The organism is Roseateles sp., from assembly GCF_047654805.1.
Lineage (GTDB): Bacteria > Pseudomonadota > Gammaproteobacteria > Burkholderiales > Burkholderiaceae_C > Pelomonas.
Genome location: NZ_JASGIV010000001.1, coordinates 498,517 through 520,175, shown reverse-complemented (window position 1 = coordinate 520,175; position 21,659 = coordinate 498,517). Strand labels below are relative to the sequence as shown.

The window sequence follows — 21,659 nt, the reverse complement described above, 5'->3', positions numbered from 1 at the left end:
AACGATGTTCAACGTCTCCCGCTGGTCGATCGCCAACCCGGTGCCGGCCATCATGCTCTTCATCATGCTGACCGCGGCCGGGCTCTACGGCTTCAAGCAGATGAAGATCCAGCAGTTCCCCGACGTGGAGCTGCCCACCATCGTCGTCAGCGCATCCCTGCCCGGCACAGCGCCGGCACAGATGGAAACCGAGGTGGCGCGCAAGATCGAGAACTCGGTCGCGTCGGCCCAGGGCGTCAAGCACATCTACACCAAGGTGCAGGACGGCATGGCCACGGTCACCGTGGAGTACCGGCTGGAGAAGCCGCTGCAGGAAGCGCTGGATGACACGCGCGACGCCGTGACCCGCATCCGCGCCGACCTGCCGGCGGACCTGCGCGACCCGGTCATCTCCAAGATGAACCTGTCGGGCATGCCCATCCTGACCTACACGGTCTCGTCCAGCAGCATGGACGACGAGGCGCTGTCCTGGTTCGTCGACCACCAGATAACCAAGCGGCTGCTGTCGGTGCGCGGCGTGGGTTCGGTGGCGCGCGTGGGCGGCGTCACCCGCGAGCTGCGGGTGGAACTGGACCCGGGTCGCCTGCTGGCCCTGGGCGTGAGCGCGGCCGAGGTGTCGCGCCAGCTGAAGAACGTGCAGCAGGAAGCCCCGGGCGGCCGCGCCCAGCTGGGCGGTGCCGAACAGTCGCTGCGCACCATTGCCACTGTGCAGAGCGCGGCCGAGCTTGGCGCGATGAGCATCCCGCTGACCGATGGCCGCCGAGTGCGGCTGGACCAGGTCGCCAGCGTCAGCGACACGCTGGGCGAACTGCGCAGCGGCGCCTTCCTGAACGGCAAGCCGGTCGTCGGCTTCGAGATCGTTCGCGCCAAGGGCGCCGGCGAGGTGGACGTGGCCGAGCGCATCCGTGCTGCGCTCGAAGAGCTGAAGACCGCCCACCCGGACATCAGCGTCACCGAGGCCTTCAACTTCGTCGATCCCGTCATCGAGAACTACAACGGCAGCATGTCGCTGCTGCTGGAGGGCGCCTTCCTGGCCGTGCTGGTGGTGTGGTTCTTCCTGCGCGACTGGCGGGCCACCTTCGTCAGCGCCGTGGCTCTGCCGCTGTCTGCCATCCCGACCTTCCTGGTCATGCAGTGGATGGGCTTCACGCTCAACGTCGTGACGCTGCTGTCGCTGTCGCTGGTCATCGGCGTGCTGGTGGACGACGCCATCGTCGAGATCGAGAACATCATGCGCCACCTGACGATGGGCAAAACCCCCATCGAGGCGGCACGCGAGGCCGCCGACGAGATCGGCCTTGCGGTCATCGCGACGACCTTCACGCTGATCGCCGTCTTCCTGCCCACGGCCTTCATGAGCGGAATCGTCGGCAAGTTCTTCGTGCAGTTCGGCTGGACGGCGTCCATCGCCGTGTTCTTCTCCCTCGTCGTCGCGCGGCTGCTGACGCCCATGATGGCGGCCTACATCCTGAAGGCGCCCAAGCATGAGCACAAGGAGCCCTTCTGGATGCCCGGCTACCTGAAGGCCGCGCGCTGGGCCTTCACGCACAAGGGCAAGACCATGGCCATCACGGCCGCCTTCGGCGTGGCTGCCTGCACGCCACTGTTCATGGGTGCCATCCCCGGCGCCTTCCTGCCGCCGGACGACCTGAGCCAGACGCAGATCAGCATCGAGCTGCCGCCCGGCAGCACCTATGAGCAGACCCGCGCAGTCGCCGAGCAGGCCCGCGCCGCGGCCGCCGCACATCCGCACGTGAAGCTGATCTACACCGCCGTGGGCGGCGGCAGTGCCGGTGGCGACCCGTTCGCCATGAGCGGCGCGGCCGAGTCGCGCAAGGCGACGCTGACGCTGAACCTGACGCCGCGTCAGGAACGCCGTGGCACCAGCAAGCAGCAGATCGAGCGCGAGCTGCGCGAGAAGCTGGAGAGCATCGCCGGCGCCCGCATCAAGGTCAGCTTCGGTGGCTCCAACGACAAGTACCAGCTCGTGCTGGCGGGCGAGGACGGCGAGTTGCTTGCGGCGCATGCCGCCAAGGTCGAGAAGGAGCTTCGCGGCCTGCCGGGCATCGGCCAGGTGACCAGCAGCTCCAGCTTGCAGCGCCCTGAGCTCATCGTGCGCCCCGATGCCGCGCGCGCGGCCGACCTGGGCGTGTCCACCGCGGCCATAGCCGACACGCTGCGCATCGCCACCGCGGGCGACTACGACCAGTTGCTGCCCAAGCTCAACCTGAGCCAGCGCCAGGTGCCCATCGTCGTGCGCCTGCCGGATGCGGCGCGCGCCGACCTGGCGCTGCTGGGCGAGCTGACCGTGCCTGGCAGCCGCGGCCCCGTGCCGCTGCGCCAGGTGGCAGAGCTGCAGCTGACCAGCGGCCCCGCGCAGATCGACCGCTTCGACCGCCTGCGCAACGTCAACTTCGAGATCGAACTGAACGGCCAGCCGCTGTCCGAGGTGCAAGCCGCCGCCGCGGCACTCCCCGGCATCGCCAACCTGCCACCGGGGGTGACCAAGGCCGAGATCGGCGACGCCGAGGCCTTTGCCGAACTCGGCCAGGGCTTCGCGCTGGCTATGGGCACGGGCGTAGCTTGCATCTACATCGTTCTGGTACTGCTCTTCCACGCCTGGGTGCAGCCGGTGACCATCCTCGGTGCGCTGATCCTGTCCATCCCGGGCGCCATCCTGGCGCTGTTCGTGACGCAGACCGACCTGAGCATGCCGGCCATGATCGGCATGATCATGCTGATGGGCATCGCAACGAAGAACTCCATCCTGCTGGTGGAGTACGCCATCGTCGCGCAGCGCGAGCAAGGCCTGTCACGGCTGGATGCACTGCTGGACGCCTGCCACAAGCGGGCGCGGCCCATCGTCATGACGACACTGGCCATGGGCGCCGGCATGATGCCCATCGCGCTCGGTTTCGGCACAGACCCGAGTTTCCGGGCGCCGATGGCCATCGTCGTCATCGGCGGGCTGATCACGTCGACCTTCCTGAGCCTGCTGGTGATCCCGGTGCTCTACGAGATCGTCGACGACTTCATCCAGCGTTTCACCAGGAAGCGCGGAGTCGAGCGGGAAGATGCCGTTTCTGCTTGAAGGCGGGGCCGCAGCAACGGAGTGGCGAATGCGGATGCTGACCTGCCAGGCTGGCCGGCCCAAGACTGCTGGAGGCTGTGCAAAACCCTCCCTGGATTGAGGACACCCAACAGAGCCGCAACCCGAGCGCCCTCCGCGATCACGATCGCCTTGAGCCGTTCACGGCGCGGACGGCTCAACCGTCGCCGGTCCTCTCAGCTCAACCTGAACACCGCCACCGAGCGCGACAACTCATCGGCCTGATGCTGCAGGCTCTGGGCCGCTGCCGCGGACTCCTCGACCAGCGCTGCATTCTGTTGCGTCATCTGGTCCAGGCTGGCGATGGCCTGGCCGATCTGGCCGATGCCCGTGCTCTGCTCGCCGGTGGCATGGCTGATCTCCGAGACGATGGCGCTGACCCGCGCGATCGCGTCAATGATCTCGTGCATGGTCTGGCCAGCCTTCGCGACCAGTGCCGTGCCACTGTCCACGCTCTCGCCGCTGCTGAGGATCAGCGACTTGACCTCCTTGGCCGCCTCCGCCGATCGCTGCGCCAGCGTGCGCACCTCACCCGCCACGACGGCGAAGCCGCGCCCCTGCTCGCCGGCCCGTGCGGCCTCGACGGCAGCATTCAGCGCCAGGATGTTGGTCTGAAAGGCGATGCCGTCGATGACGGCAATGATGTCGCCGATGCGGCTGGATGAGGCGCTGATGCGGCCCATGGTCTGCACGACCTCGTCCACCACCGCACCGCCGCGGCGCGCAACCTCGGCGGCGTCGCCGGCCAGCCGATTGGCCCGTACGGCCGACTCGGCGTTGTGCATGACGCTAGCCGTCAATTCCTCCATCGCCGACGCCGTCTCCTGTAGGTTGGACGCAGCCTGCTCGGTGCGGTTGCTCAGGTCCTGGCTGCCGATGGCCACCTCGCGGGAGGCGGTGGCGATGCTGTCCGTGCTTTGGCGCACACCGCTGACAACCCGCGCGAGCGAGTCCTGCATGCCCTGCACACCACGCATCAAGGCGGCTGTCTCGTCGCGCCCGCGGGCATTGACCGGCTGGCTGAGATCCTGACCGGCGATGCGCTCGGCCGTCTGCACGGCATAGGCCAGCGGCGCGAGGATGGAGCGGATGTTGAGCGTCGTATAGGCCGCCAGCAACAGCACCGCGGCGGCGACGACCACCATCAGGTGCCGGCGGATGTCTTGCTCATGTTCGTCGAGCCGGGCGACCTGCGCGGCCGAGTGCCGGTCGACCTTGTCCGTCATCTCACTCAAGGCCTTGTCCATCGCGCGCACCGGCCCCTTGACGGGCTCCATCGCCCGGTTGGCCGCCGCCGTGTCGGCGAACTCGCCCCGGGCCACACGGTCCAGGATGGCACCAAATCCGCCGCGATAGTCCTGCAGCGCCCGCTGCAGTTCCTCCGGCATGCGCTTCACGTCCGCGGGCACGTCAAGCCGGGCGATCCTGCCAAGGCTGGTGGAAACCTTTTCGAAGGTTTCGGTCCAGTCCTGGCGATAGCGCTCCACGGCCTTGGCGTCGGCCAGGTTGATCAGCAGGTCTTTCTCATAGCGCCGCAGGTTGCCGACACCGGCGCGTATGCCGGCCAACTGGGTCAACGACTCGACGTCGTTGTCCACGTAGTGCACGAACTCGGCCTTGGACTGCGCCAGACTGCGCAGCCCCTGCATGCCGACGACCAGCATGGCCAGCACCGCAAGGGCGGCGAGCGCCAGCAGCCGCGCCTTGATCGTGAAATCGCTCAGCCTCATCGCCATCCCCTTCTGGAGTGTTGGCGCGAGACTAGCTTGTTGGCATGGGTTCGACTAGGGCCTGTTAACACAAACGCAATCCGTCAGCGATCAGAGCGAAGCTGATGAAGGCGGTGAACATGATGTCGAGCTTCTCGAAGCGGGAGAAGATTCGGCGATAGCCCTTGAGGCGGCGGAACAGGCGCTCGACTTCATTGCGGCGCTTGTACATCTCGCGGTCGTACTCCCAGGGCTCGATGCGCGTGCTCAGGGGCGGCACGACAGGGATGAACCCCAGGTCGAGTGCGAGCTGCCGAGTTTCGTTGCCCTCGTAGGCGCGATCCATCAACAGATGCAAAGGCCGATTGGGCGCACCGAGCCGCTTCAGCAGAGCTCGCCCCTCGGGAGCATCGTGCGCCTGCCCTGGTGACAGCGAGAAGGTTATGGCCGTGCGCGCGTCCGCCGCGACGAGATGGATTTTGGTGTTCCACCCACCACGGGATTTGCCGATAGCTTGCGGACCGTTTTTTTTGGCGCGCCGGTGCCATCGGGGTGCACCTTGACGCTGGTGCTGTCCAGCGACACCGCTTCAATCTTGATCTGCACGATCTGCGCCTGCTGCAATTGCTCGAAGGTCCGGTCCAAAACGCCCGACTTTGCCCAGCGGCTCATGCGCGTGTAGATCGTATGCCAGTTGCCGAAGCGCTTGGGCAAGCCGCGCCATTTGCAGCCGTGCTCAGCAACGTAAAGGATGGCATTCAACACCTGCAGATTCGACAGGCTGACGTTGCCGCGTTGCAGCGGCAAGCAGTGCTCGATCTGCGCGAATTGGGCTGCTGTGATCTCCATGCACTCACTGTCGCAGCCCAATTGCTTTGGTGCAATTAGTGTTAACAGGCCCTAGCTGCCAGATTGCCACAGTTCGCGCATGGCCGCCTCGAAGGCGTCGCCCACACGCTCCGGCGCCCGCCAGGGCCGTGCCCGCCCGGCAACCCAGACCGACTGCCAGGGTGAGCCATTCCCGCCGAAGACAACGGCGTCGAGCAAGGCCTCGTCGGGCAGGCCGCGCAAACCATCAGCCTCGCGGTTGAGCACCAGTGCATCGGCTCGCGCGCCGGGCGTCAGGCCCCAAGCCGCGAAGCCGGCGGCACGGGCGCCGCCACTCACGGCCGCATCGAACAGCCGAGCCGCGCTGGACGGCTGGACGCCCGGGGCCGCAGCCACGTTGCGCTGGCGCAGCGCGAGCCGCTGGCCGTACTCCAGCCAGCGCAGTTCCTCCACCCAGCCGCGCGTGACCTGGCTGTCCGAACCCACTGTCAGCGGCACGCCATGGGACAACCAGCGCGGCAGGTCGGTCAGGCCGTCACCGAGATTTGCCTCAGTGCCCGGACAGATGACGATACCCGCACCGCTGCGGGCCACGGCCTCGATCTCCGCCGGCTCGGCGTGCGTGGCATGCACAAGCTGCCAGCGCGCATCAAGGTACCCCTCCTCGGCCAGCCATTGGATGGGGCGCTTGCCAGTCGCCTGGACACAGTCGGCCACCTCGGCCGTCTGCTCAGCCACGTGGATGTGGATGGGCACCTCGGCGGCGCCGAGTTGCTGATGCAGGCGGAGCATGTCGGCCGCAGACGCCCCGCGCAGCGAATGCAGGGCCACACCGGCATTCACGCGCGGCAGGCCGGCAGCCATGATGCGCTGGCAGGCGCGCCACACCCAGTCGGCGTCGGCCTCGAATCGGTGCTGGTCGGGCCTGAGGCCCGTGGCGCCGAAGCCGCTGCGCGTGTAGACCACGGGCAGCAGCGTCAAGCCAATACCGGCATCTTGTGCCGCCTCGGTCAGCGCCCAGGCCATGTCGAGCTCGTCGTCGAAGGCCTGCCCCCCATGAGCGAGGTCGGCCGGATGGTGCAGGTAGTGGAATTCGCAGACCTGGGTGTATCCGCCGCGCAGCAGCTCCGCATAGAGCTGGCTGGCCACCGCGCGCAGCTGCTGCGGCGAGATGCGCAGGGCCAGCGCGTACATCCGGTCGCGCCAGCTCCAGAAGTCGTCCTGCCCGGCATCACGCCGCTCCGCCAGGCCGACGAAGGCGCGCTGGAATGCATGGCTGTGAGCGTTCACCAGGCTCGGAATGAGCGGCCCGGCCAGCACCTCCGCACCGGGTGGCGCAGGCATGTTGGCGGTGACCTCGGACCAATGGCCAGCGGCGTCAACGCTCAACAGCACGTCGCGCTGCCAGCGGCCGTCCACCCAGGCCAGCGGCGCGTGCAGACGTTTCAGGGCCTCCATGCGAGCATCTCCTGCAGCAGCCCCTCGATCAGCGGTGTGACCTGGGCGGCAAGCGCATCGTCAAAGGCGCCCGCCGGATCGGCGGCTTCGTCCATGTAGCAGCGCTGGCACATCTCCAGCTGCGCCGCATGCACACCTCGCCCCGGCTGGCCGTAGTGGCGGGTGATGTAGCCACCCTTGAAGCGTCCGTTGACAACCTGGCTGAAGCGCTCCTGCCCGGCCAGCAGTGCGCCCAGGCGCGCGGTGATGGCCGGTGCGCAGGAAGCGCCATCGGCCGTGCCGAGATTGAGCGCCGTCAGCTCGCCCTCGAACAGCCAGGGCAGCACCGAACGGATGCTATGCCCCTCGAAGAGCAGCGCGTAGCCATGCTCGGCCTGCAGGCGCCGCAATTCGACACCGAGGGCGTCGTGGTAGGGCTGCCAGTAGGCTTCACGGCGCGCTGCGATCTCGGTCGCATCGGGCTCGGCAGCGTCTTGATACAGCGGCTCGCCGCTGAAAAAACGCGTCGGCACCAGACCGGTGCCTCCGGAGGCGCCGGGGTACAGCGGCTGGTCGTCCGGCGGGCGGTTCAGGTCGATGACGTAGCGGCTGTAGCGCGGCACGAGCAGGCTGGCGCCCAGTTTGTCGGCCAGCGGGCGGTAGAGGCGCTCCAGATGCCAGTCAGTGTCCTCGCTGGCCAGCGCCCGCGGCAGCAGACGGCCGCGCAGCTCAGGCGGGATCTCGGTGCCCACGTGGGGCAGGCTGATCAGCAGCGGCGCACGGCCCTGCTGCAGGCGAAAGACGGTCATGCTTCTCCCTGGTTTCCTTTGAGTACCCGTTCTACCAGCGGGTTATGGCCGAAGCATGCTGCCAGCTCGCGCGGATGCCCGCCATCCCAGACACAGAAGTCGGCCCGCTGGCCGGCGACGAGCTGGCCACGGTCCCGCAACCCCAGGGCGCGCGCGCCGTTGACGGTCAGGCCACGCAGCGCCTCCTCAGGCGTCATCCTGAACAGCACGCAGGCCATGTTCATCATCAAGAGTGGGGACAAGGTCGGCGAGCTGCCCGGGTTGTGGTCGGTCGCGATGGCGATGGGCACGCCGGCCTCGCGCAATCCCTCAAGGGGCGGCAGCTGCGTCTCGCGCAGCGCGTAGAACGCTCCGGGCAGCAACACGGCCACTGTGCCGGCCTCGGCCATGGCCTGGATGCCCGCGGGGCCGAGGTACTCGAGATGGTCACAGCTGAGCGCACGGTACGACGCAGCCAGCCGCGCACCGCCCTGGTCGCTGAGCTGCTCGGCGTGCAGCTTGACCGGCAGGCCCAGACGCTGTGCCGTGTCGAACACGCGGGCGACCTGCGCAGGACTGAAGGCGATGTGCTCGCAGAAGGCGTCGACCGCATCGACCAGCCCTTCGCGGTGCAGTGCCGGCAGCCACTGGCAGGCCGCGGCGATGTAGTCGTCGGCGTCGGCAAACTCCGGCGGCAGCGCATGGGCGGCCAGATAGGTCGTGCGCACATCCACACCCAGGCTCGCCAGGCGCCGCGCAACGCGCAGCATGCGCGCTTCGGTGTCGGCGTCCAGACCGTAGCCGGACTTGACCTCCAGGGTCGTCACGCCCTCGGCGATCAGCGCCAGGGCTCGCTTGGTGGCGGACGCCAGCAGTTCCGCCTCGGTCGCGCCACGCGTCGCAGCCACCGTGGACTTGATGCCGCCGCCGGCCCTGGCGATCTCTGCATAGCTCTGGCCGTGCAGTCGCTGCTCGAATTCGTTGGCGCGATTGCCGCCGTAGACGAGATGGGTGTGGCAGTCGACGAGGCCAGGCGTGACGAGGGCGCCATGCAACTCAGCCACCTCGTCGGCCACCGGCGCCTCGGCGCTCTGACCTACCCACTGCAGCATGCCGTCGCCGTCGACGAGCATTGCGCCATCGGCTATCAGGCCCCAGCCTTGCTCGCCCGCCAGCGTCGCGAGACGTCCGCCACGCCAGAGTTTCATCCTTCGTCGCTCCAGGTCAGCCACCATGCATGCCCCTCGCCAGTGAAGACGCAGCTCTGCGCCACCGGCTGCTCACACCAGGCCAGTGTCAGCGGTGCCATCGGCATCGCCCGGTGGCCATGCTCCAGCAGACCGCCATCGACGGTGAACAGACCGATCCAGGGTGTCCTGGGCAGCAGCACACGGTGGGCTGACTCCACCTCCAGGTTGCCGCGCCGTTCCATCACGTTGAAGACCTCGCTCTCGCCCTTGATGAGCTCGGCTTCGGGTGCCAGCCCGCCGTCGAAGCGCAGCGGCTCGTCGCCAATGCTCTGCGGCCAGTCGAACAGGCGTAGCCCGGCGCCGCGGACGACGGCCAGCCAACGGTGCACCCCGGGGAAGGCCGAGAACGGCCCGTCGCGCTCCACGCGGGCGACGCTGATGCGCAACGCCCAGTCGTGGGCGTGCGGCCAGGCGAGCAGCTCGCGCGTGGTGCCCCCCTTGTTCTTCCAGGCCTGGGGCTCGACGTCGGCCGCGCTGACCTTACTCCAACTCATGTTCCTGTCCTTGCACTCGGTCTCGCTCTGCGAGGAGCCGCACATTCTCCGCAGCTCCAGGCGGCAATACTCACGCCGAGAAGCTCCCTTGCAATTGGTAACGTACTCCCGGATGGGTTAGCTTGACCGAGGTGACAGCGATGCCGCGGCTATACGTGATGCGCTTCACGACCAGGCAGGGATCGCGCCGGTTGATGCCCAGCAGTCGCGCCTCCACCTCACCGGGCAGCGCGGCCTCGATCATGTAGCGCGCCTCGGAGAGCGGCGCCACCTCCAGCAGGTAGTGCGTGGGCGTGATGCGCGTGAAGTCCTGCGCAAGATAGTCAGGAGCGCAGGCCGGGTTGACTGCGCGCTCCTCGCACTGGATGGCGACGCCGTTCTCCAGGTGCACGATGAGGCTGAGGAACACCGGCGCGCCGCGCTTGAGCCCCAGCTCCGCCGCCTGCTGCGGCGTCGCCTTGGCCTTCACCAGGGCATGCACCCGCGCCTCATGCGCGCCGCCGCGGTCGACGATCTCCTCGTGCACGTCGCGCACGTTAAGGGTCGACGAGATGCGGTGTAGCTGGGCGACGAAGCTGCCCACGCCTTGCACGCGCTCGATCAACCCCTCCTGCACCAACTCACGCAGCGCCCGGTTCACCGTCATGCGGCTGACCTCGAACTGCGCCACCAGCGCACCCTCGCTGGGCAGCAGGTCCCCAGCCACCCACTGGCCGCTGGCGATGCCTTCTCGCAGGTGGTTCTTGACCTTGAGGTACTGGGGCTCGGGGCTGGTTGGGGCTCTTGGCATGCTGACCATCCTAGTTGACTTGACTTGTATAGACAACTAGAGTCCGCCCCACTTCAAGGAGCCCCAGATGACCGCCCTGCCCCGCCCCGTCAAGGCCCCCACAGGCACCCAGCTGCATTGCAAGAGCTGGCTGACCGAGGCCGCCTACCGCATGCTGCAGAACAACCTCGACCCTGCCGTGGCCGAGAACCCGGACGCGCTGGTCGTCTACGGCGGCATCGGCAAGGCCGCCCGCAACTGGGATGCGTTCGACGCGATTGCCAGGTCGCTGCGCGAGCTGGGTGACGACGAGACGCTGCTGGTGCAGTCCGGCAAGCCTGTGGGCGTGTTCCGCACGCATCCGGACGCGCCGCGAGTGCTGCTGGCCAACTCCAACCTCGTGCCGGCCTGGGCCACCTGGGAGCACTTCCACGAGCTGGACCGCAAGGGCCTGATGATGTACGGCCAGATGACTGCAGGCAGCTGGATCTACATCGGCAGCCAGGGCATCGTGCAGGGCACCTACGAGACCTTCGCCGAAGCGGCCCGCCAGCACTACGACGGCGTGGCTGCGGGCCGCTGGATCCTGACCGCGGGCCTTGGAGGAATGGGCGGCGCCCAGCCTCTGGCCGCCACCTTCGCGGGCTTTTGCTCGCTGAACATCGAATGCCAGCAGTCGCGCATCGACTTCAGGCTCAAGACCCGCTATGTGGACGAGCAGGCGGCGGACCTGGACGATGCGCTCGCCCGCATCCAGGCCCACACCGCAGCCGGCCGTGCCGTGTCCGTCGCGCTGCTTGGCAACGCGGCCGAAGTGCTGCCCGAACTGGTGAAGCGAGGCGTCAGGCCAGACCTGGTCACCGACCAGACCAGCGCCCACGACCTCATCAACGGCTACTGCCCGCCGGGCTGGAGCGTCGAGCAGTGGAAGGCCGCCGCAGCCGACCCGGCCCGCCACGCCGAGCTGAAGGCTGCGGCCGCCGCGGGCTGCGCGACGCATGTGCAGGCCATGCTGGCCTTCAAGGCCCAGGGCATCCCGACCGTGGACTACGGCAACAACATCCGCCAGGTAGCACTGGACCACGGCGTGAAGAACGCCTTCGACTTCCCCGGCTTCGTGCCGGCCTACGTGCGACCGCTGTTCTGCGAGGGCAAGGGGCCGTTCCGCTGGGTGGCGCTGTCAGGCGACCCGGAGGACATTCGCAAGACCGACGCGAAGCTGAAGGAGTTGTTCCCGAGACATGCCGCGCTGCATCGCTGGCTGGACATGGCGGCCGAGCGCATTGCCTTCCAGGGCCTGCCGGCGCGCATCTGCTGGCTGGGCCTGGGTGAGCGTCACCTCGCCGGCCTGGCTTTCAACGAGATGGTCAGGAGCGGCGAGCTGAAGGCGCCCATCGTCATCGGCCGCGACCACCTGGACAGTGGCTCCGTCGCCAGCCCCAACCGCGAGACCGAAGGCATGAAGGACGGCTCTGACGCTGTCTCCGACTGGCCGCTGCTGAACGCGCTGCTGAATACCGCTGGCGGCGCCACGTGGGTGTCGCTGCACCATGGCGGCGGCGTGGGCATGGGCTACTCGCAACACTCCGGCGTCGTCATCGTCTGCGACGGCACCGAGGCCGCGGCCCGGCGGATCGGGCGCGTGCTGTGGAACGACCCCGGAACCGGTGTCATGCGCCATGCCGATGCGGGCTACGAGTCGGCCATCGCTTGCGCCAAGAAGAACGAACTGAACCTGCCTTCGCTATGAAACTGATTCCCGGACACCTGACCCTCGCCCAGCTGGCCGACGTCGCCGCTGGCCGCTCCACCCTGCAGCTCGACGACTGGAGCGCTGTCGACAAGAGTGCCGCCCTCGTGGCTGCCGCTGCAGCGGGCGACGCGCCGGTCTACGGCGTCAACACAGGCTTCGGCAAGCTGGCCAGCACGCGCATCGCCAAGGACCAGCTCGCAGCGCTGCAGCTCAACCTGATCCGCAGCCATGCGGTTGGCGTAGGTGCGCCAATGTCGCCCGAGGTGGTGAGGCTGATGCTGGCCACCAAGGCCGGCAGCCTGGCGCGCGGCTTCTCGGGGGTGCGCCGCGTGGTCGTGCAGTCGCTGCTGGATGCGCTCAATGCCGGCTTCGTCCCCTACGTCCCAGCCCAGGGATCGGTCGGAGCCAGCGGCGACCTCGCACCGCTCGCCCACCTGACGCTGGCGCTGATGGGCGAAGGCGAGGCCCTGGTCAGCGGCCAGCGCGTGTCCGCGCGCGACGAGCTCGCCCGCCTGCACCTTCAGCCACTGACGCTGGCGGCCAAGGAAGGCCTGGCCCTCATCAACGGCACCCAGGCCAGCACGGCCCTGGCACTGCATGCGCTGCTGCGCTTTGAAGGCCTGTTCGCGACGGCACTCGCCAGCGGTGCGATGACGCTGGATGCGGCCCGCGGCAGCGACGGGCCATTCGACGCCCGCATCCACGAGGTGCGCGGCCAACCTGGCCAGATCGAAGTCGCAGCCGTCTACCGCGAGCTCGCGGCTGGCAGCGCCATCCGCGCCAGCCATCGCGAGGGCGACGAGCGCGTGCAGGACCCGTACTGCCTGCGCTGCCAGCCCCAGGTCATGGGCGCCTGCCTGGACCAGGCCCGCCATGCGGCCCAGGTGCTGGTACGCGAGGCCAATGCTGTCACCGACAACCCACTGGTCTTCGACGACGTGATGATCTCCGGCGGCAATTTCCACGCCGAGCCCGTCGCATTCGCGGCGGACAACCTGGCGCTCGCCATCGCCGAGGTCGGCGCCATTGCCGAGCGTCGCATCGCGATGCTGATCGACCCCGGCATCTCGCGCCTGCCGCCCTTCCTGACTGCGGACGCCGGCCTGCACAGCGGCTTCATGATCGCCCATGTGACGGCCGCGGCGCTGGCCAGCGAGAACAAGAGCCTGGCGCACCCCGCCAGCGTGGACAGCCTGCCCACCAGTGCCAACCAGGAGGACCATGTCTCCATGGCCACCTTCGCCGCGCGCCGCCTGCACGCAATGATCGACAACACGGCGCACATCGTCGCCATCGAGCTGCTGGCTGCGGCCCAGGGCATCGACTTCCTGCGCCCGCTGCAAAGCTCGGCGCCGGTGGAAGCGCTGCACGCACGTCTGCGCGCGGACTGCGCCAGCAGCCCGGCCGACCACTACCTGGCGCCGGATATCGAACGTGCCGCAGCGCTCGTGCAGGCAGGCACGTTGAAGGCGCCACAGGCGCCGACCTTCTGAGCGGTCCCGGGCGCGCGGCTCAGTAGCGCCCGGCCGCCCCTGCCACGCGCAGGAAGACGTAGGCGAACCAGGCCACGACCGCACGATGCAGCATGGCGCGCAGGCCGGTGCCGCCATGCTCACCGACGCGGCTGGAGACGGCGATGGCCGTCTCGATCTCGGCCGCCAGCCGGTTCGCGAAGCCGGCGTCCTCCACGACGACGTTGGCCTCCAGGTTGACCAGCAGCGACAGCGGGTCGATGTTGGAGCTGCCCACCGTCGCCCACTGCCCATCGACGACGGCGACCTTGGCGTGCAGGAAGGCCGGCGTGTACTCGTAGATCTCGACGCCATGGCCCAGCAGGTCGGCATACAAGGCCTCTGCGGCCCAGCCGGCCAGCCGGTAGTCCAGCTTGCCCTGGAGCAGCAGGCGAACACGCACACCGCGACCGGCTGCCTGGCGCAGGGCCTGGCGGATGCGCTGGCCCGGATAGAAGTAGGGGCAGACGATGTCGACGCTTGCGCGCGCCCCGCGGATGGCGTCCGTGTAGGCGTGCTCGATGGTGCGGCGTCGACGCAGGTTGTCGCGCAGCACGAAGGCGGCACTGACGGGCTGCAACCGCGCCGGCGGCTCCGCCAGGCGCTGCGGGCCACGCCAGAGCTGGTTCAGCCACAGGCCGAAGCGTCGGCGCAGTGGCACGTAGTCCAGCAGCGCATCGTCGAAGTCCCGCCCCAGCCAGGCGCGCGACCAGATCGAGCGCACGCTCTGCGCCACCAGGTCCACCAGCCCCCCGCTCAGCTGCACGGCGAAGTCCAGCCGCGGCAGCTCGGTGCGGCCGTGATGCAGGTCCAGCCGGTCGTCGATGACGTTGATCCCGCCGACGAAGGCCTGCTCGCCGTCGACCACGCAGAGCTTCTGGTGCAGCCGGCGCAGCTGGCCCGGCTGGAACCAGCGCCACCAGCGGTCCATGGGCCGGAACACGGCAAAGGCCACGCCGCTGCCGGCGAAGCGCTCCTGCAGCGCCCGGATGCTGGCACCGCTGCCGAAGCCATCGACGACGAGGCGCACTCGCACGCCGCGCCGGTCCGCGGCCAGCAAAGCGTCCGCCAGAGCCAGCGAGGTCTGGTCGTGATGGAAGATGTAGGTCGCCAGCCAGATTTCCCTGTGCGCACGCGCGATGGCCGCATGCATGCACGGGAAGAGCTGGTCGCCGCCGCGCAGCAGCTCGACCTGGTTGCCACCGACGAAGCCAGGGTCGACGCCATGGTTGCGGCGGCGACGCTTCGTGCCCAGCCGCCTCACCGAGGCATCCTTTGCAGCACGCGCCCAGCCCTGCTGGATGGTCGTGCGGGTCTCATTCCAGCGCCAGCTCCACGAGCAGCGGCAGGTGATCGGACATGCGCGCCCAGCTGGGCCCGCGGGGTACCTGCACGCCGGTGCAACGCAGGCCGCTTGTGTAGACGCGGTCCAATGCGAACACCGGCAGCCGCGACGGAAAGGTGGACGAGCGTGCGCGCCCGTTCGGCGGCGCGGCGCGGCGCAGGCCATGGGCACGCATGGATGGGTCCAGCCTTTCACCCCAGTCGTTGAAGTCCCCGGCCACCAGCACGGGCGCCCCAGCCGGCACATGCTCGCGCACGAAGGCTGCCAGGCGGTCGACCTGGCGCACGCGGCTGGCGTGGATCAGCCCGAAATGGGCCACGACGACGTGCACGATCGTGCCCTGCCAATGCACCGGCACGTGCAACAGGCCGCGCTGCTCGAAGGCATGGTCCGACACGTCGTGGTGGCCGATGTCGCCCATGGGCCAGCGCGACAGCAGCGCGTTGCCATGTTCGCCGAACCTGGTCGTCGCGTTGGTGCGGTAGGCCACCTCGTAGCCCTCGGGTGCGAGGAAGTCGGCCTGCCCCTTCTCGGGCCAGCCGAACCAGGTGCGGTCGAAATAGGCGGCCTCGCGGTGGTGGAACAGGCGTACCTCCTGCAGGCAGACAAGGTCGGCGTCCAGCGCCTCGACGCCCATCTGCAGGTTATGGATCTCAAGCCGCTTGGCGGGCCCCAGGCCGCGCACGCCCTTGTGGATGTTGTAGGTGGCCACGCGCAGCACGTCCCCGGGCGGATGGGGAACGGGACGAGCGGAAGACCTGATCGCGTTCATGACGCACTGGCCATTGCGGCGGCACTGAATCGGGGCAGCTGCAGCACGGCCTCCGCATTGGACGGCGAGAAGCAGCGATCCGCGGCCTCATGCCACGGCAGCCAGATCCACGACAGATGCTCGCGAGGCGACAGCGTCGGCGTCAGCGCCTCGCGCAACCGCAGGCCGAAGACGTGCTCGGTATTGCGCGTGACGCCGGGGGCATAGCGGTGCCGCCAATGCGGGTAGATCTCGTAGATGTTGGCCAGCTGCCAGTCGCGCAGCTCGCCGCCCACGGCCTCGACGTCGAAGCCGGTTTCCTCCAGCACCTCGCGGCGGGCGGTCTCGTCGAGTGGCTCGTCCAGGGCATCCCTTGAGCCCGTCACACTCTGCCAGTAGCCGGGATGGTCCGCCCGCTCGATCAGCAGCACCTGCAGGTCGGGCGTGTGGATGACGACGAGGACAGACTCGGGAATCTTGAAAGGCTTGGCCGACTGCATGGACGAAGCATAGCCAGGAGTCCGAGGCCGGGCGGCCTCCCAGTCATCCGCCCTGCGCCTTGCGCGTGGCCACGGGTGGCGGCAGTGCCTTGGCCTGCAGCTCGCGCACCTGGGCAACGAGCTGGTTGTGTGCATCCAGGAAGGCCGCCGCAATGACCTTGCCCTCGTTGGAGTTGCTCCAACCCGCACCCGCCGCGCCACCGAGCTTGCCCACCACCGCGCCTCCAACGCCCAGATCGGCGACCTCGACGGAGCCGGTGGCGGCGGCGATCTGCTCGGTGGTCTCGTTGTCGGTCAGCAGCAGTGCGGCCTGGGCCTGCTTGAGCTTGACCTGCTCGGCCGCGCCCACGAGCTTGTTCAGGTAGGGAATGGCCTGCAGGATGCCGCCAATCTGGCGGCCGGCATCCTGCTCGCTGAAGGTGAGGCTGGGCGTGAGGCTGTACTGGGCTTCGTAGCCCCTGCCCTTGTGCACCGTGTTGCCCTCCTGGCGCAGGATGCCGGCCTCCTTGAGCTCTTGCTCGCGCACCGTGGCCTTCAGCCCGGCCGCGCGGTCCACGACGCGGAAGCACCCGCTCTGCTGCGCCAGCAGCCGCACCAGCGGGACAGGGCTGGCCGGCAGCTGGTAGCTGCTGGAGTAGCTGTAGCCGTTGGGGTTCTCGACGAGGGCCAGCGTCGCGACGGGAGCATCGCACCGGACAAGCTCCCGGCTGGCTTTGTGCGCACCCGCCGGGCCGGCCGAACCGCTGATGACGGAGCCGCCCTCGCCGAGCGAGGTGGAGTTCTTGTTGCAGGCAGCGAGCAGCGCGGCGATGGCGAGGACAGCGAGAGCGCGGGGTTTCATACGGGTCACCTCCATGGATCCGGAGCGCGAGTCTGCCCTGTGCCGGCGCGTCGTTTGACGTCAGAAGATGGGACATCGGGCGTCGCCCCCACCCTCGCACGCCCGGCCACGCGAGCGACCCGGAATACAAGAAACCCCGCCGAGGCGGGGTTCCATCGAAGTGGCGGCGCCTTACTGTGCCGCCGGCTGCGCGTTGCGCAGGCGGATGTGCAGTTCGCGCAGCTGCTTCTCGTCGACCAGCGACGGTGCACCGGTCAGCAGGCACTGGGCGCGCTGGGTCTTGGGGAAGGCGATGACGTCGCGGATGGACTCGGCCTTGGTCATCATCGTGACGATGCGGTCCAGGCCGAAGGCCAGGCCACCGTGCGGGGGCGCACCGTACTGCAGTGCGTCCAGCAGGAAGCCGAACTTGATGCGCTGGTCCTCGGCGTTGATGTTCAGGGCCTCGAAGACCTTGGCCTGCACCTCGGCGCGGTGGATACGCACCGAGCCGCCGCCCAGCTCCCAGCCGTTGAGCACCATGTCATAGGCCTTCGCGATGCAGGCGCCCGGATCGCTGACCATCAGGTCCTCGTGGCCATCCTTCGGCGCCGTGAACGGATGGTGAACGGCCGCCCAGCGGTTGTTCTCCTCGTCGTGCTCGAACATCGGGAAGTCGACCACCCACAACGGCGCCCACTTGTCCTCGAACAGGCCGCTGTTCTTGCCGAACTCGCTGTGGCCCACCTTCAGGCGCAGCGCGCCAATGGCGTCGTTGACGACCTTGGCCTTGTCGGCACCGAAGAAGATCAGGTCACCGTCCTGGGCGCCGGTGCGCTTCAGCACTTCGGCGACGGCCTCGTCATGCAGGTTCTTGACGATGGGCGACTGCAGGCCCTCGCGGCCCTTGGCGACCTCGTTGACCTTGATCCAGGCCAGGCCCTTGGCGCCGTAGATCTTGACGAACTCGGTGTAGGCATCGATCTCACCACGGCTCATCGCAGCACCGCCGGGCACGCGCAGCGCGACGACGCGGCCGCCCGGCGTGGTGGCCGGGCCGCTGAACACCTTGAAGTCCACCGTGGTCATCGCATCGGTCAGTTCGGTGAACTCGAGCTTGACGCGCAGGTCGGGCTTGTCGGAGCCGAAGCGGTGCATGGCCTCTGCGTACTTCATGACCGGGTAGTCGCCCAGCTCGACGTCCAGTGCCTTGCGGAAGACGTGGCGGATCATGCCCTCGAACATCGAGCGGATCTCCTCTTCCGTCAGGAACGAGGTCTCGATATCGATCTGCGTGAACTCGGGCTGGCGGTCGGCGCGCAGGTCCTCGTCACGGAAGCACTTGGTGATCTGGTAGTAGCGATCGAAGCCCGCCACCATCAACAGCTGCTTGAACAGCTGGGGCGACTGCGGCAGCGCGAAGAAGTGGCCATCGTGCACGCGGCTGGGCACCAGGTAGTCGCGCGCGCCCTCGGGCGTGGACTTGGTCAGCATCGGGGTCTCGATGTCGACGAAGCCGTGCTCGTCGAGGAACTTGCGGACCTCCATCGCCACCTTGTAGCGAAGCATGAGGTTGTTCTGCATGTACGGGCGGCGCAGGTCCAGCACGCGGTGCGTGAGGCGGGTCGTCTCGGACAGGTTGTCCTCGTCGATCTGGAAGGGGATGGGCACCGATGCGTTCAACACCTCGATCTCATGGCACAGCACTTCCACCTTGCCGCTGACGAGGTTGGCGTTCTCGGTACCGGCCGGGCGTGCCCGCACCTTGCCGACGATCTTGAGGCAGTACTCGCTGCGCACGTCTTCCGCCACCTTGAACATGTCGGCACGGTCCGGGTCGCAGACGACTTGCACGAGGCCCTCGCGGTCGCGCAGGTCGATGAAGATGACACCGCCGTGGTCACGGCGGCGATGGGCCCAGCCCATCAGGGTCACGGTCTGGTCGAGCAGCTTTTCGCTGACTTGGCCGGCATAGCAGGTACGCATGGGGTTCTCCGAATTCTTGCAGGGGTGTCTTGTGGGCGCTGATGAGCTCGCTCGGCTCTCAGGATTGAACGCCTGCCGGGGCGTTCAACCCGGCTGATTTCGCGTGGCCTCGTCCGGCCCGCCGCAGGGGTTGCCGGGGTGGGCCATAGGGGCCACCGTGCCCATGGAGATGATGTACTTCAGCGCTTCGTCCACCGTCATCTGCAGCGGCCGGACGTCGGCGCGCGGCATGATGAGGAAGAAGCCGGAGGTGGGGTTGGGTGTCGTCGGCACGTACAGGCTGACGTGCTCCTGCGCCAGATGGCAGGCCACCTCACCACTGGGAGCGCCGGTCACGAAGGCGATGGTCCAGGAACCCTCGCGCGGGTACTGCACCAGCACGGCCTCGCGGAACGCGTTGCCGCTGCTCGAGAACAGCGTGTCCGACACCTGCTTGACCGAGCTGTAGATGCTCTTGACGATCGGGATGTTGGACATCAGCCGATCCCACTGCGTCAGCAGCCACTGGCCGAAGATGTTCGCCACCAGCACGCCGGTGGCCAGCAGGCCGCCGGCCAGGATGACCACGCCGAGGCCGGGCACGTGGCGCAGCTCAAGCAGGCCGTCGCGCAGCGAGGCCGGCACGATCAGGGCCAGCGCCGCCAGCAGCGAGCCGAAGACGCCGTTGACGACGTCCAGTACCTGGCCCAGCACCCAGATGGTGATGGCCAGCGGCAACCAGACCAGCAGGCCGGCAACCAGATATTTGCGAAGTGAGGCGCCCACGGAGCTTGTCAATCAGTGGCAGGCGCAGGAGCCGCCGCAGGGGGTGGACGGCGCGCTGCCTGCAGCCTCGGCCTTGGGGGCGTCGCCGCCCGTGGCGGCTGCCGGAGCCGCCGCGGCACCAGCGGCACCCGCCGCGGCGCCGCCCTTGAAGTCGGTCGCGTACCAGCCGGAGCCCTTCAGCTGGAAGCCGGCGGCCGTGATCTGCTTCGAAAAGTCCTCGGCTCCGCAGGCCGGGCAAGTGGTCAGCGGCGCGTCGGACAGCTTCTGCAGCACGTCCTTGGCGTGGCCACAGGCGCTGCAGCGATAGGCGTAGATCGGCATGGCGAGATCTTCAGGGACGAAAAGCCCGCCATTTTAGCGACAGCCGCCCGGATTCAGCCGTGCGGAGGCAGATGGTGGCTGACGTGCTCGCGGCGGTCCGTCAACAGCTGAGGCATCAGCGAGCCGGCCACCATGGCGACCAGCGCGGCCAGCAGGCCGGCCAGTTGCCCCGGGAAGAACTCGCCCCAGGTCGTGACCTGGGGGAAGAACACCACCCACAGGCCCACCCCGGCGAAGATGGAGAACACCGCACCCTGCGTCGTCGCGCGGCTCCAGTACAGGCCGAACACCAGCGGCACGAAGGCGCCCACCAGCGTGACCTGGTAGGCCGCGCTGACCAGCTCGTAGATGGACGTGCCCTGCAGTGCGATGGCATAGACCAGCACGCAGAACGCGAAGACGACCAGCGTGACCCGCATCGCGACGAGTTGCTGGCGGTCCGTCATGCCGGGGCGGATCTGCTTGAGGATGTTCTCGACGAAGCTGGTCGTCGGCGCCAGCAACGTCGCAGACGAAGTGCTCTTGATGGCCGACAGCAGCGCGCCGAAGAACAGGATCTGCATGAACAGCGGCATGTGGCCCATGATGAAGCTGGGCAGCACGCGCTGGTAGTCGTTCTGCGCCAGCTCCAGCGCCTTGTCACCCATGACGACCACCGCCGCCAGCACGATGAACATGGGCACGAAGGCGAAGGCGATGTAGCTGAAGCCGCCAATCATGGCGCCGCGCTGGGCGGTCTTCGCATCCTTGGCCGACATGACGCGCTGGAACACGTCCTGCTGCGGGATTGAGCCCAGCATCATCGTGAGGCCCGCACCGATGAACATGGCCATGTCGGTGAAGGTCGGCGGGGGCAGAAAGCGGCCGAGGTCGCGCGACTTGGCCAGGTCCAGCACCTTGGCCGGACCACCGGCCAGGTCAGCCGCGAAGACGGCGATGACCGCCAGCCCGATGACCAGCACGATCATCTGGATGAAGTCCGTCCAGGCCACGGCCAGGAAGCCGCCAATGACGACGTAGACCAGGACCGCGAGCAGGCCGACGATCATGCCCATCTGCGGGCTCATGGCGCCATCGGTCAGGATGTTGAAGACCAGGCCCAGCGCCGTGACCTGGGCGGCCACCCAGCCGAGATAGCTCAGGATGATGGCCAGCGAGCAGAAGATCTCCACGCCCTTGCCATAGCGCTGACGGTAGAAGTCGCCGATGGTCAGCAGGTTCTTCCGGTAGAGCCTGGCGGCGAAGAACGCACCCACCAGCACCAGGCACAGGCCGGCGCCGAACGGGTCCTCGACGATGTCGTGCAGGCCGCCCTGCACGAAGCGCGCTGGAATGCCCATCACGGTCTCGGCGCCGAACCAGGTCGCGAAGGTGGTCGTGACGACCATGATGAGCGGCAGGCTGCGGCCGGCGACGGCGAAGTCCGCCGTGTTCTTGACCCGCGTGCCGGCCCACACGCCGATGCCCAGCGTGCCGAGAAGGTAGAGCACGACGAAGACGATGAGCGTGGTGTTCATGGGCGC

General features: G+C 68.2%; 18 protein-coding genes. 3 read left to right on the top strand and 15 right to left on the bottom strand.

What is annotated here, in order from left to right; translation table 11 throughout:
• Nucleotides 1-4: 4 nt before the first annotated feature.
• On the top strand, nucleotides 5-3,091 hold the full coding sequence (locus tag QM732_RS02395; protein WP_415654616.1) for an efflux RND transporter permease subunit: 3,087 nt from the start codon (nucleotides 5-7) through the stop codon (nucleotides 3,089-3,091).
• 194 nt (nucleotides 3,092-3,285) lie between these two features.
• Here the strand turns inward: QM732_RS02395 and QM732_RS02390 are convergent, their stop codons facing one another.
• From QM732_RS02390 to hutC, 7 genes are all read right to left on the bottom strand, one after another.
• The gene (locus QM732_RS02390; protein ID WP_415654615.1) at nucleotides 3,286-4,839 is read right to left on the bottom strand and encodes a methyl-accepting chemotaxis protein; all 1,554 of its coding nucleotides are present in this window, start codon (nucleotides 4,837-4,839) and stop codon (nucleotides 3,286-3,288) included.
• 64 nt (nucleotides 4,840-4,903) lie between these two features.
• Nucleotides 4,904-5,667 (bottom strand): IS5 family transposase gene (locus QM732_RS02385; protein ID WP_415654614.1). Its coding sequence is split into 2 segments (ribosomal slippage): nucleotides 4,904-5,352 and nucleotides 5,352-5,667, totalling 765 coding nucleotides; the frame shifts between segments, so codons are not numbered across the junction.
• A gap of 51 nt (nucleotides 5,668-5,718) precedes the next feature.
• Complete coding sequence (gene hutF, locus QM732_RS02380) at nucleotides 5,719-7,104, bottom strand: formimidoylglutamate deiminase (RefSeq protein ID WP_415654613.1); 1,386 nt, start codon at nucleotides 7,102-7,104, stop codon at nucleotides 5,719-5,721.
• The gene (hutG, locus tag QM732_RS02375; RefSeq protein ID WP_415654612.1) at nucleotides 7,092-7,892 is read right to left on the bottom strand and encodes an N-formylglutamate deformylase; all 801 of its coding nucleotides are present in this window, start codon (nucleotides 7,890-7,892) and stop codon (nucleotides 7,092-7,094) included. Before hutG ends, hutF begins: the two co-directional genes overlap by 13 nt.
• Entirely contained in the window at nucleotides 7,889-9,079 is a 1,191-nt protein-coding gene (hutI, locus tag QM732_RS02370) for an imidazolonepropionase (protein ID WP_415654611.1), read from the bottom strand. Before hutI ends, hutG begins: the two co-directional genes overlap by 4 nt.
• Nucleotides 9,076-9,615, bottom strand: a complete 540-nt coding sequence (locus tag QM732_RS02365; protein WP_415654610.1) for a HutD family protein — start codon at nucleotides 9,613-9,615, stop codon at nucleotides 9,076-9,078. The genes hutI and QM732_RS02365 overlap by 4 nt, the downstream gene beginning before the upstream one ends.
• 70 nt (nucleotides 9,616-9,685) lie before the next feature.
• Nucleotides 9,686-10,405 (bottom strand): histidine utilization repressor, encoded by a 720-nt coding sequence (gene hutC, locus QM732_RS02360; protein ID WP_415654609.1) that lies wholly within the window; start codon nucleotides 10,403-10,405, stop codon nucleotides 9,686-9,688.
• Nucleotides 10,406-10,472: 67 nt separating this feature from the next.
• Here hutC and hutU point away from each other — a divergent pair, with 67 nt between their 5' ends.
• Both hutU and hutH read left to right on the top strand, forming a co-directional pair.
• Nucleotides 10,473-12,134 (top strand): urocanate hydratase, encoded by a 1,662-nt coding sequence (gene hutU / locus QM732_RS02355; protein ID WP_415654608.1) that lies wholly within the window; start codon nucleotides 10,473-10,475, stop codon nucleotides 12,132-12,134.
• Entirely contained in the window at nucleotides 12,131-13,630 is a 1,500-nt protein-coding gene (hutH, locus tag QM732_RS02350; protein WP_415654607.1) for a histidine ammonia-lyase, read from the top strand. The genes hutU and hutH overlap by 4 nt, the downstream gene beginning before the upstream one ends.
• Before the next feature lie 19 nt (nucleotides 13,631-13,649).
• Here hutH and clsB read toward each other — a convergent pair whose 3' ends face one another.
• From clsB to QM732_RS02310, 8 genes are all read right to left on the bottom strand, one after another.
• Nucleotides 13,650-14,912 carry a cardiolipin synthase ClsB gene (gene clsB, locus QM732_RS02345; protein ID WP_415654606.1) on the bottom strand — a complete coding sequence of 421 codons (1,263 nt, stop codon included), beginning with the start codon at nucleotides 14,910-14,912 and terminating at the stop codon, nucleotides 13,650-13,652.
• Between the two features lie 52 nt (nucleotides 14,913-14,964).
• Complete coding sequence (locus tag QM732_RS02340) at nucleotides 14,965-15,765, bottom strand: endonuclease/exonuclease/phosphatase family protein (protein ID WP_415654605.1); 801 nt, start codon at nucleotides 15,763-15,765, stop codon at nucleotides 14,965-14,967.
• Entirely contained in the window at nucleotides 15,762-16,244 is a 483-nt protein-coding gene (gene nudB, locus QM732_RS02335; protein WP_415654604.1) for a dihydroneopterin triphosphate diphosphatase, read from the bottom strand. Before nudB ends, QM732_RS02340 begins: the two co-directional genes overlap by 4 nt.
• 43 nt (nucleotides 16,245-16,287) lie before the next feature.
• Nucleotides 16,288-17,085 carry a CsgG/HfaB family protein gene (locus QM732_RS02330; protein WP_415654603.1) on the bottom strand — a complete coding sequence of 266 codons (798 nt, stop codon included), beginning with the start codon at nucleotides 17,083-17,085 and terminating at the stop codon, nucleotides 16,288-16,290.
• Between the two features lie 171 nt (nucleotides 17,086-17,256).
• The gene (gene aspS, locus QM732_RS02325) at nucleotides 17,257-19,050 is read right to left on the bottom strand and encodes an aspartate--tRNA ligase (RefSeq protein WP_415654602.1); all 1,794 of its coding nucleotides are present in this window, start codon (nucleotides 19,048-19,050) and stop codon (nucleotides 17,257-17,259) included.
• 84 nt (nucleotides 19,051-19,134) lie between these two features.
• Complete coding sequence (locus QM732_RS02320) at nucleotides 19,135-19,815, bottom strand: DUF502 domain-containing protein (protein ID WP_415654601.1); 681 nt, start codon at nucleotides 19,813-19,815, stop codon at nucleotides 19,135-19,137.
• 12 nt (nucleotides 19,816-19,827) lie between these two features.
• A complete protein-coding gene (locus tag QM732_RS02315; RefSeq protein ID WP_415654600.1) occupies nucleotides 19,828-20,136 on the bottom strand; it encodes an FmdB family zinc ribbon protein in 309 nt (102 codons plus the stop codon).
• 53 nt (nucleotides 20,137-20,189) lie between these two features.
• Nucleotides 20,190-21,653 carry a sodium:solute symporter family protein gene (locus QM732_RS02310; protein ID WP_415654599.1) on the bottom strand — a complete coding sequence of 488 codons (1,464 nt, stop codon included), beginning with the start codon at nucleotides 21,651-21,653 and terminating at the stop codon, nucleotides 20,190-20,192.
• Nucleotides 21,654-21,659 lie beyond the last annotated feature (6 nt).

What these genes read in the sequence shown, in the direction of transcription:
- QM732_RS02395 (WP_415654616.1), top strand. Translation starts at nt 5, where the DNA reads ATGTTCAACGTCTCCCGCTGGTCGATCGCCAACCCGGTGCCGGCCATC.
- QM732_RS02390 (WP_415654615.1), bottom strand. Translation starts at nt 4,839, where the DNA reads ATGAGGCTGAGCGATTTCACGATCAAGGCGCGGCTGCTGGCGCTCGCC.
- hutF (WP_415654613.1), bottom strand. Translation starts at nt 7,104, where the DNA reads ATGGAGGCCCTGAAACGTCTGCACGCGCCGCTGGCCTGGGTGGACGGC.
- hutG (WP_415654612.1), bottom strand. Translation starts at nt 7,892, where the DNA reads ATGACCGTCTTTCGCCTGCAGCAGGGCCGTGCGCCGCTGCTGATCAGC.
- hutI (WP_415654611.1), bottom strand. Translation starts at nt 9,079, where the DNA reads ATGAAACTCTGGCGTGGCGGACGTCTCGCGACGCTGGCGGGCGAGCAA.
- QM732_RS02365 (WP_415654610.1), bottom strand. Translation starts at nt 9,615, where the DNA reads ATGAGTTGGAGTAAGGTCAGCGCGGCCGACGTCGAGCCCCAGGCCTGG.
- hutC (WP_415654609.1), bottom strand. Translation starts at nt 10,405, where the DNA reads ATGCCAAGAGCCCCAACCAGCCCCGAGCCCCAGTACCTCAAGGTCAAG.
- hutU (WP_415654608.1), top strand. Translation starts at nt 10,473, where the DNA reads ATGACCGCCCTGCCCCGCCCCGTCAAGGCCCCCACAGGCACCCAGCTG.
- hutH (WP_415654607.1), top strand. Translation starts at nt 12,131, where the DNA reads ATGAAACTGATTCCCGGACACCTGACCCTCGCCCAGCTGGCCGACGTC.
- QM732_RS02340 (WP_415654605.1), bottom strand. Translation starts at nt 15,765, where the DNA reads ATGAACGCGATCAGGTCTTCCGCTCGTCCCGTTCCCCATCCGCCCGGG.
- nudB (WP_415654604.1), bottom strand. Translation starts at nt 16,244, where the DNA reads ATGCAGTCGGCCAAGCCTTTCAAGATTCCCGAGTCTGTCCTCGTCGTC.
- QM732_RS02330 (WP_415654603.1), bottom strand. Translation starts at nt 17,085, where the DNA reads ATGAAACCCCGCGCTCTCGCTGTCCTCGCCATCGCCGCGCTGCTCGCT.
- aspS (WP_415654602.1), bottom strand. Translation starts at nt 19,050, where the DNA reads ATGCGTACCTGCTATGCCGGCCAAGTCAGCGAAAAGCTGCTCGACCAG.
- QM732_RS02315 (WP_415654600.1), bottom strand. Translation starts at nt 20,136, where the DNA reads ATGCCGATCTACGCCTATCGCTGCAGCGCCTGTGGCCACGCCAAGGAC.
- QM732_RS02310 (WP_415654599.1), bottom strand. Translation starts at nt 21,653, where the DNA reads ATGAACACCACGCTCATCGTCTTCGTCGTGCTCTACCTTCTCGGCACG.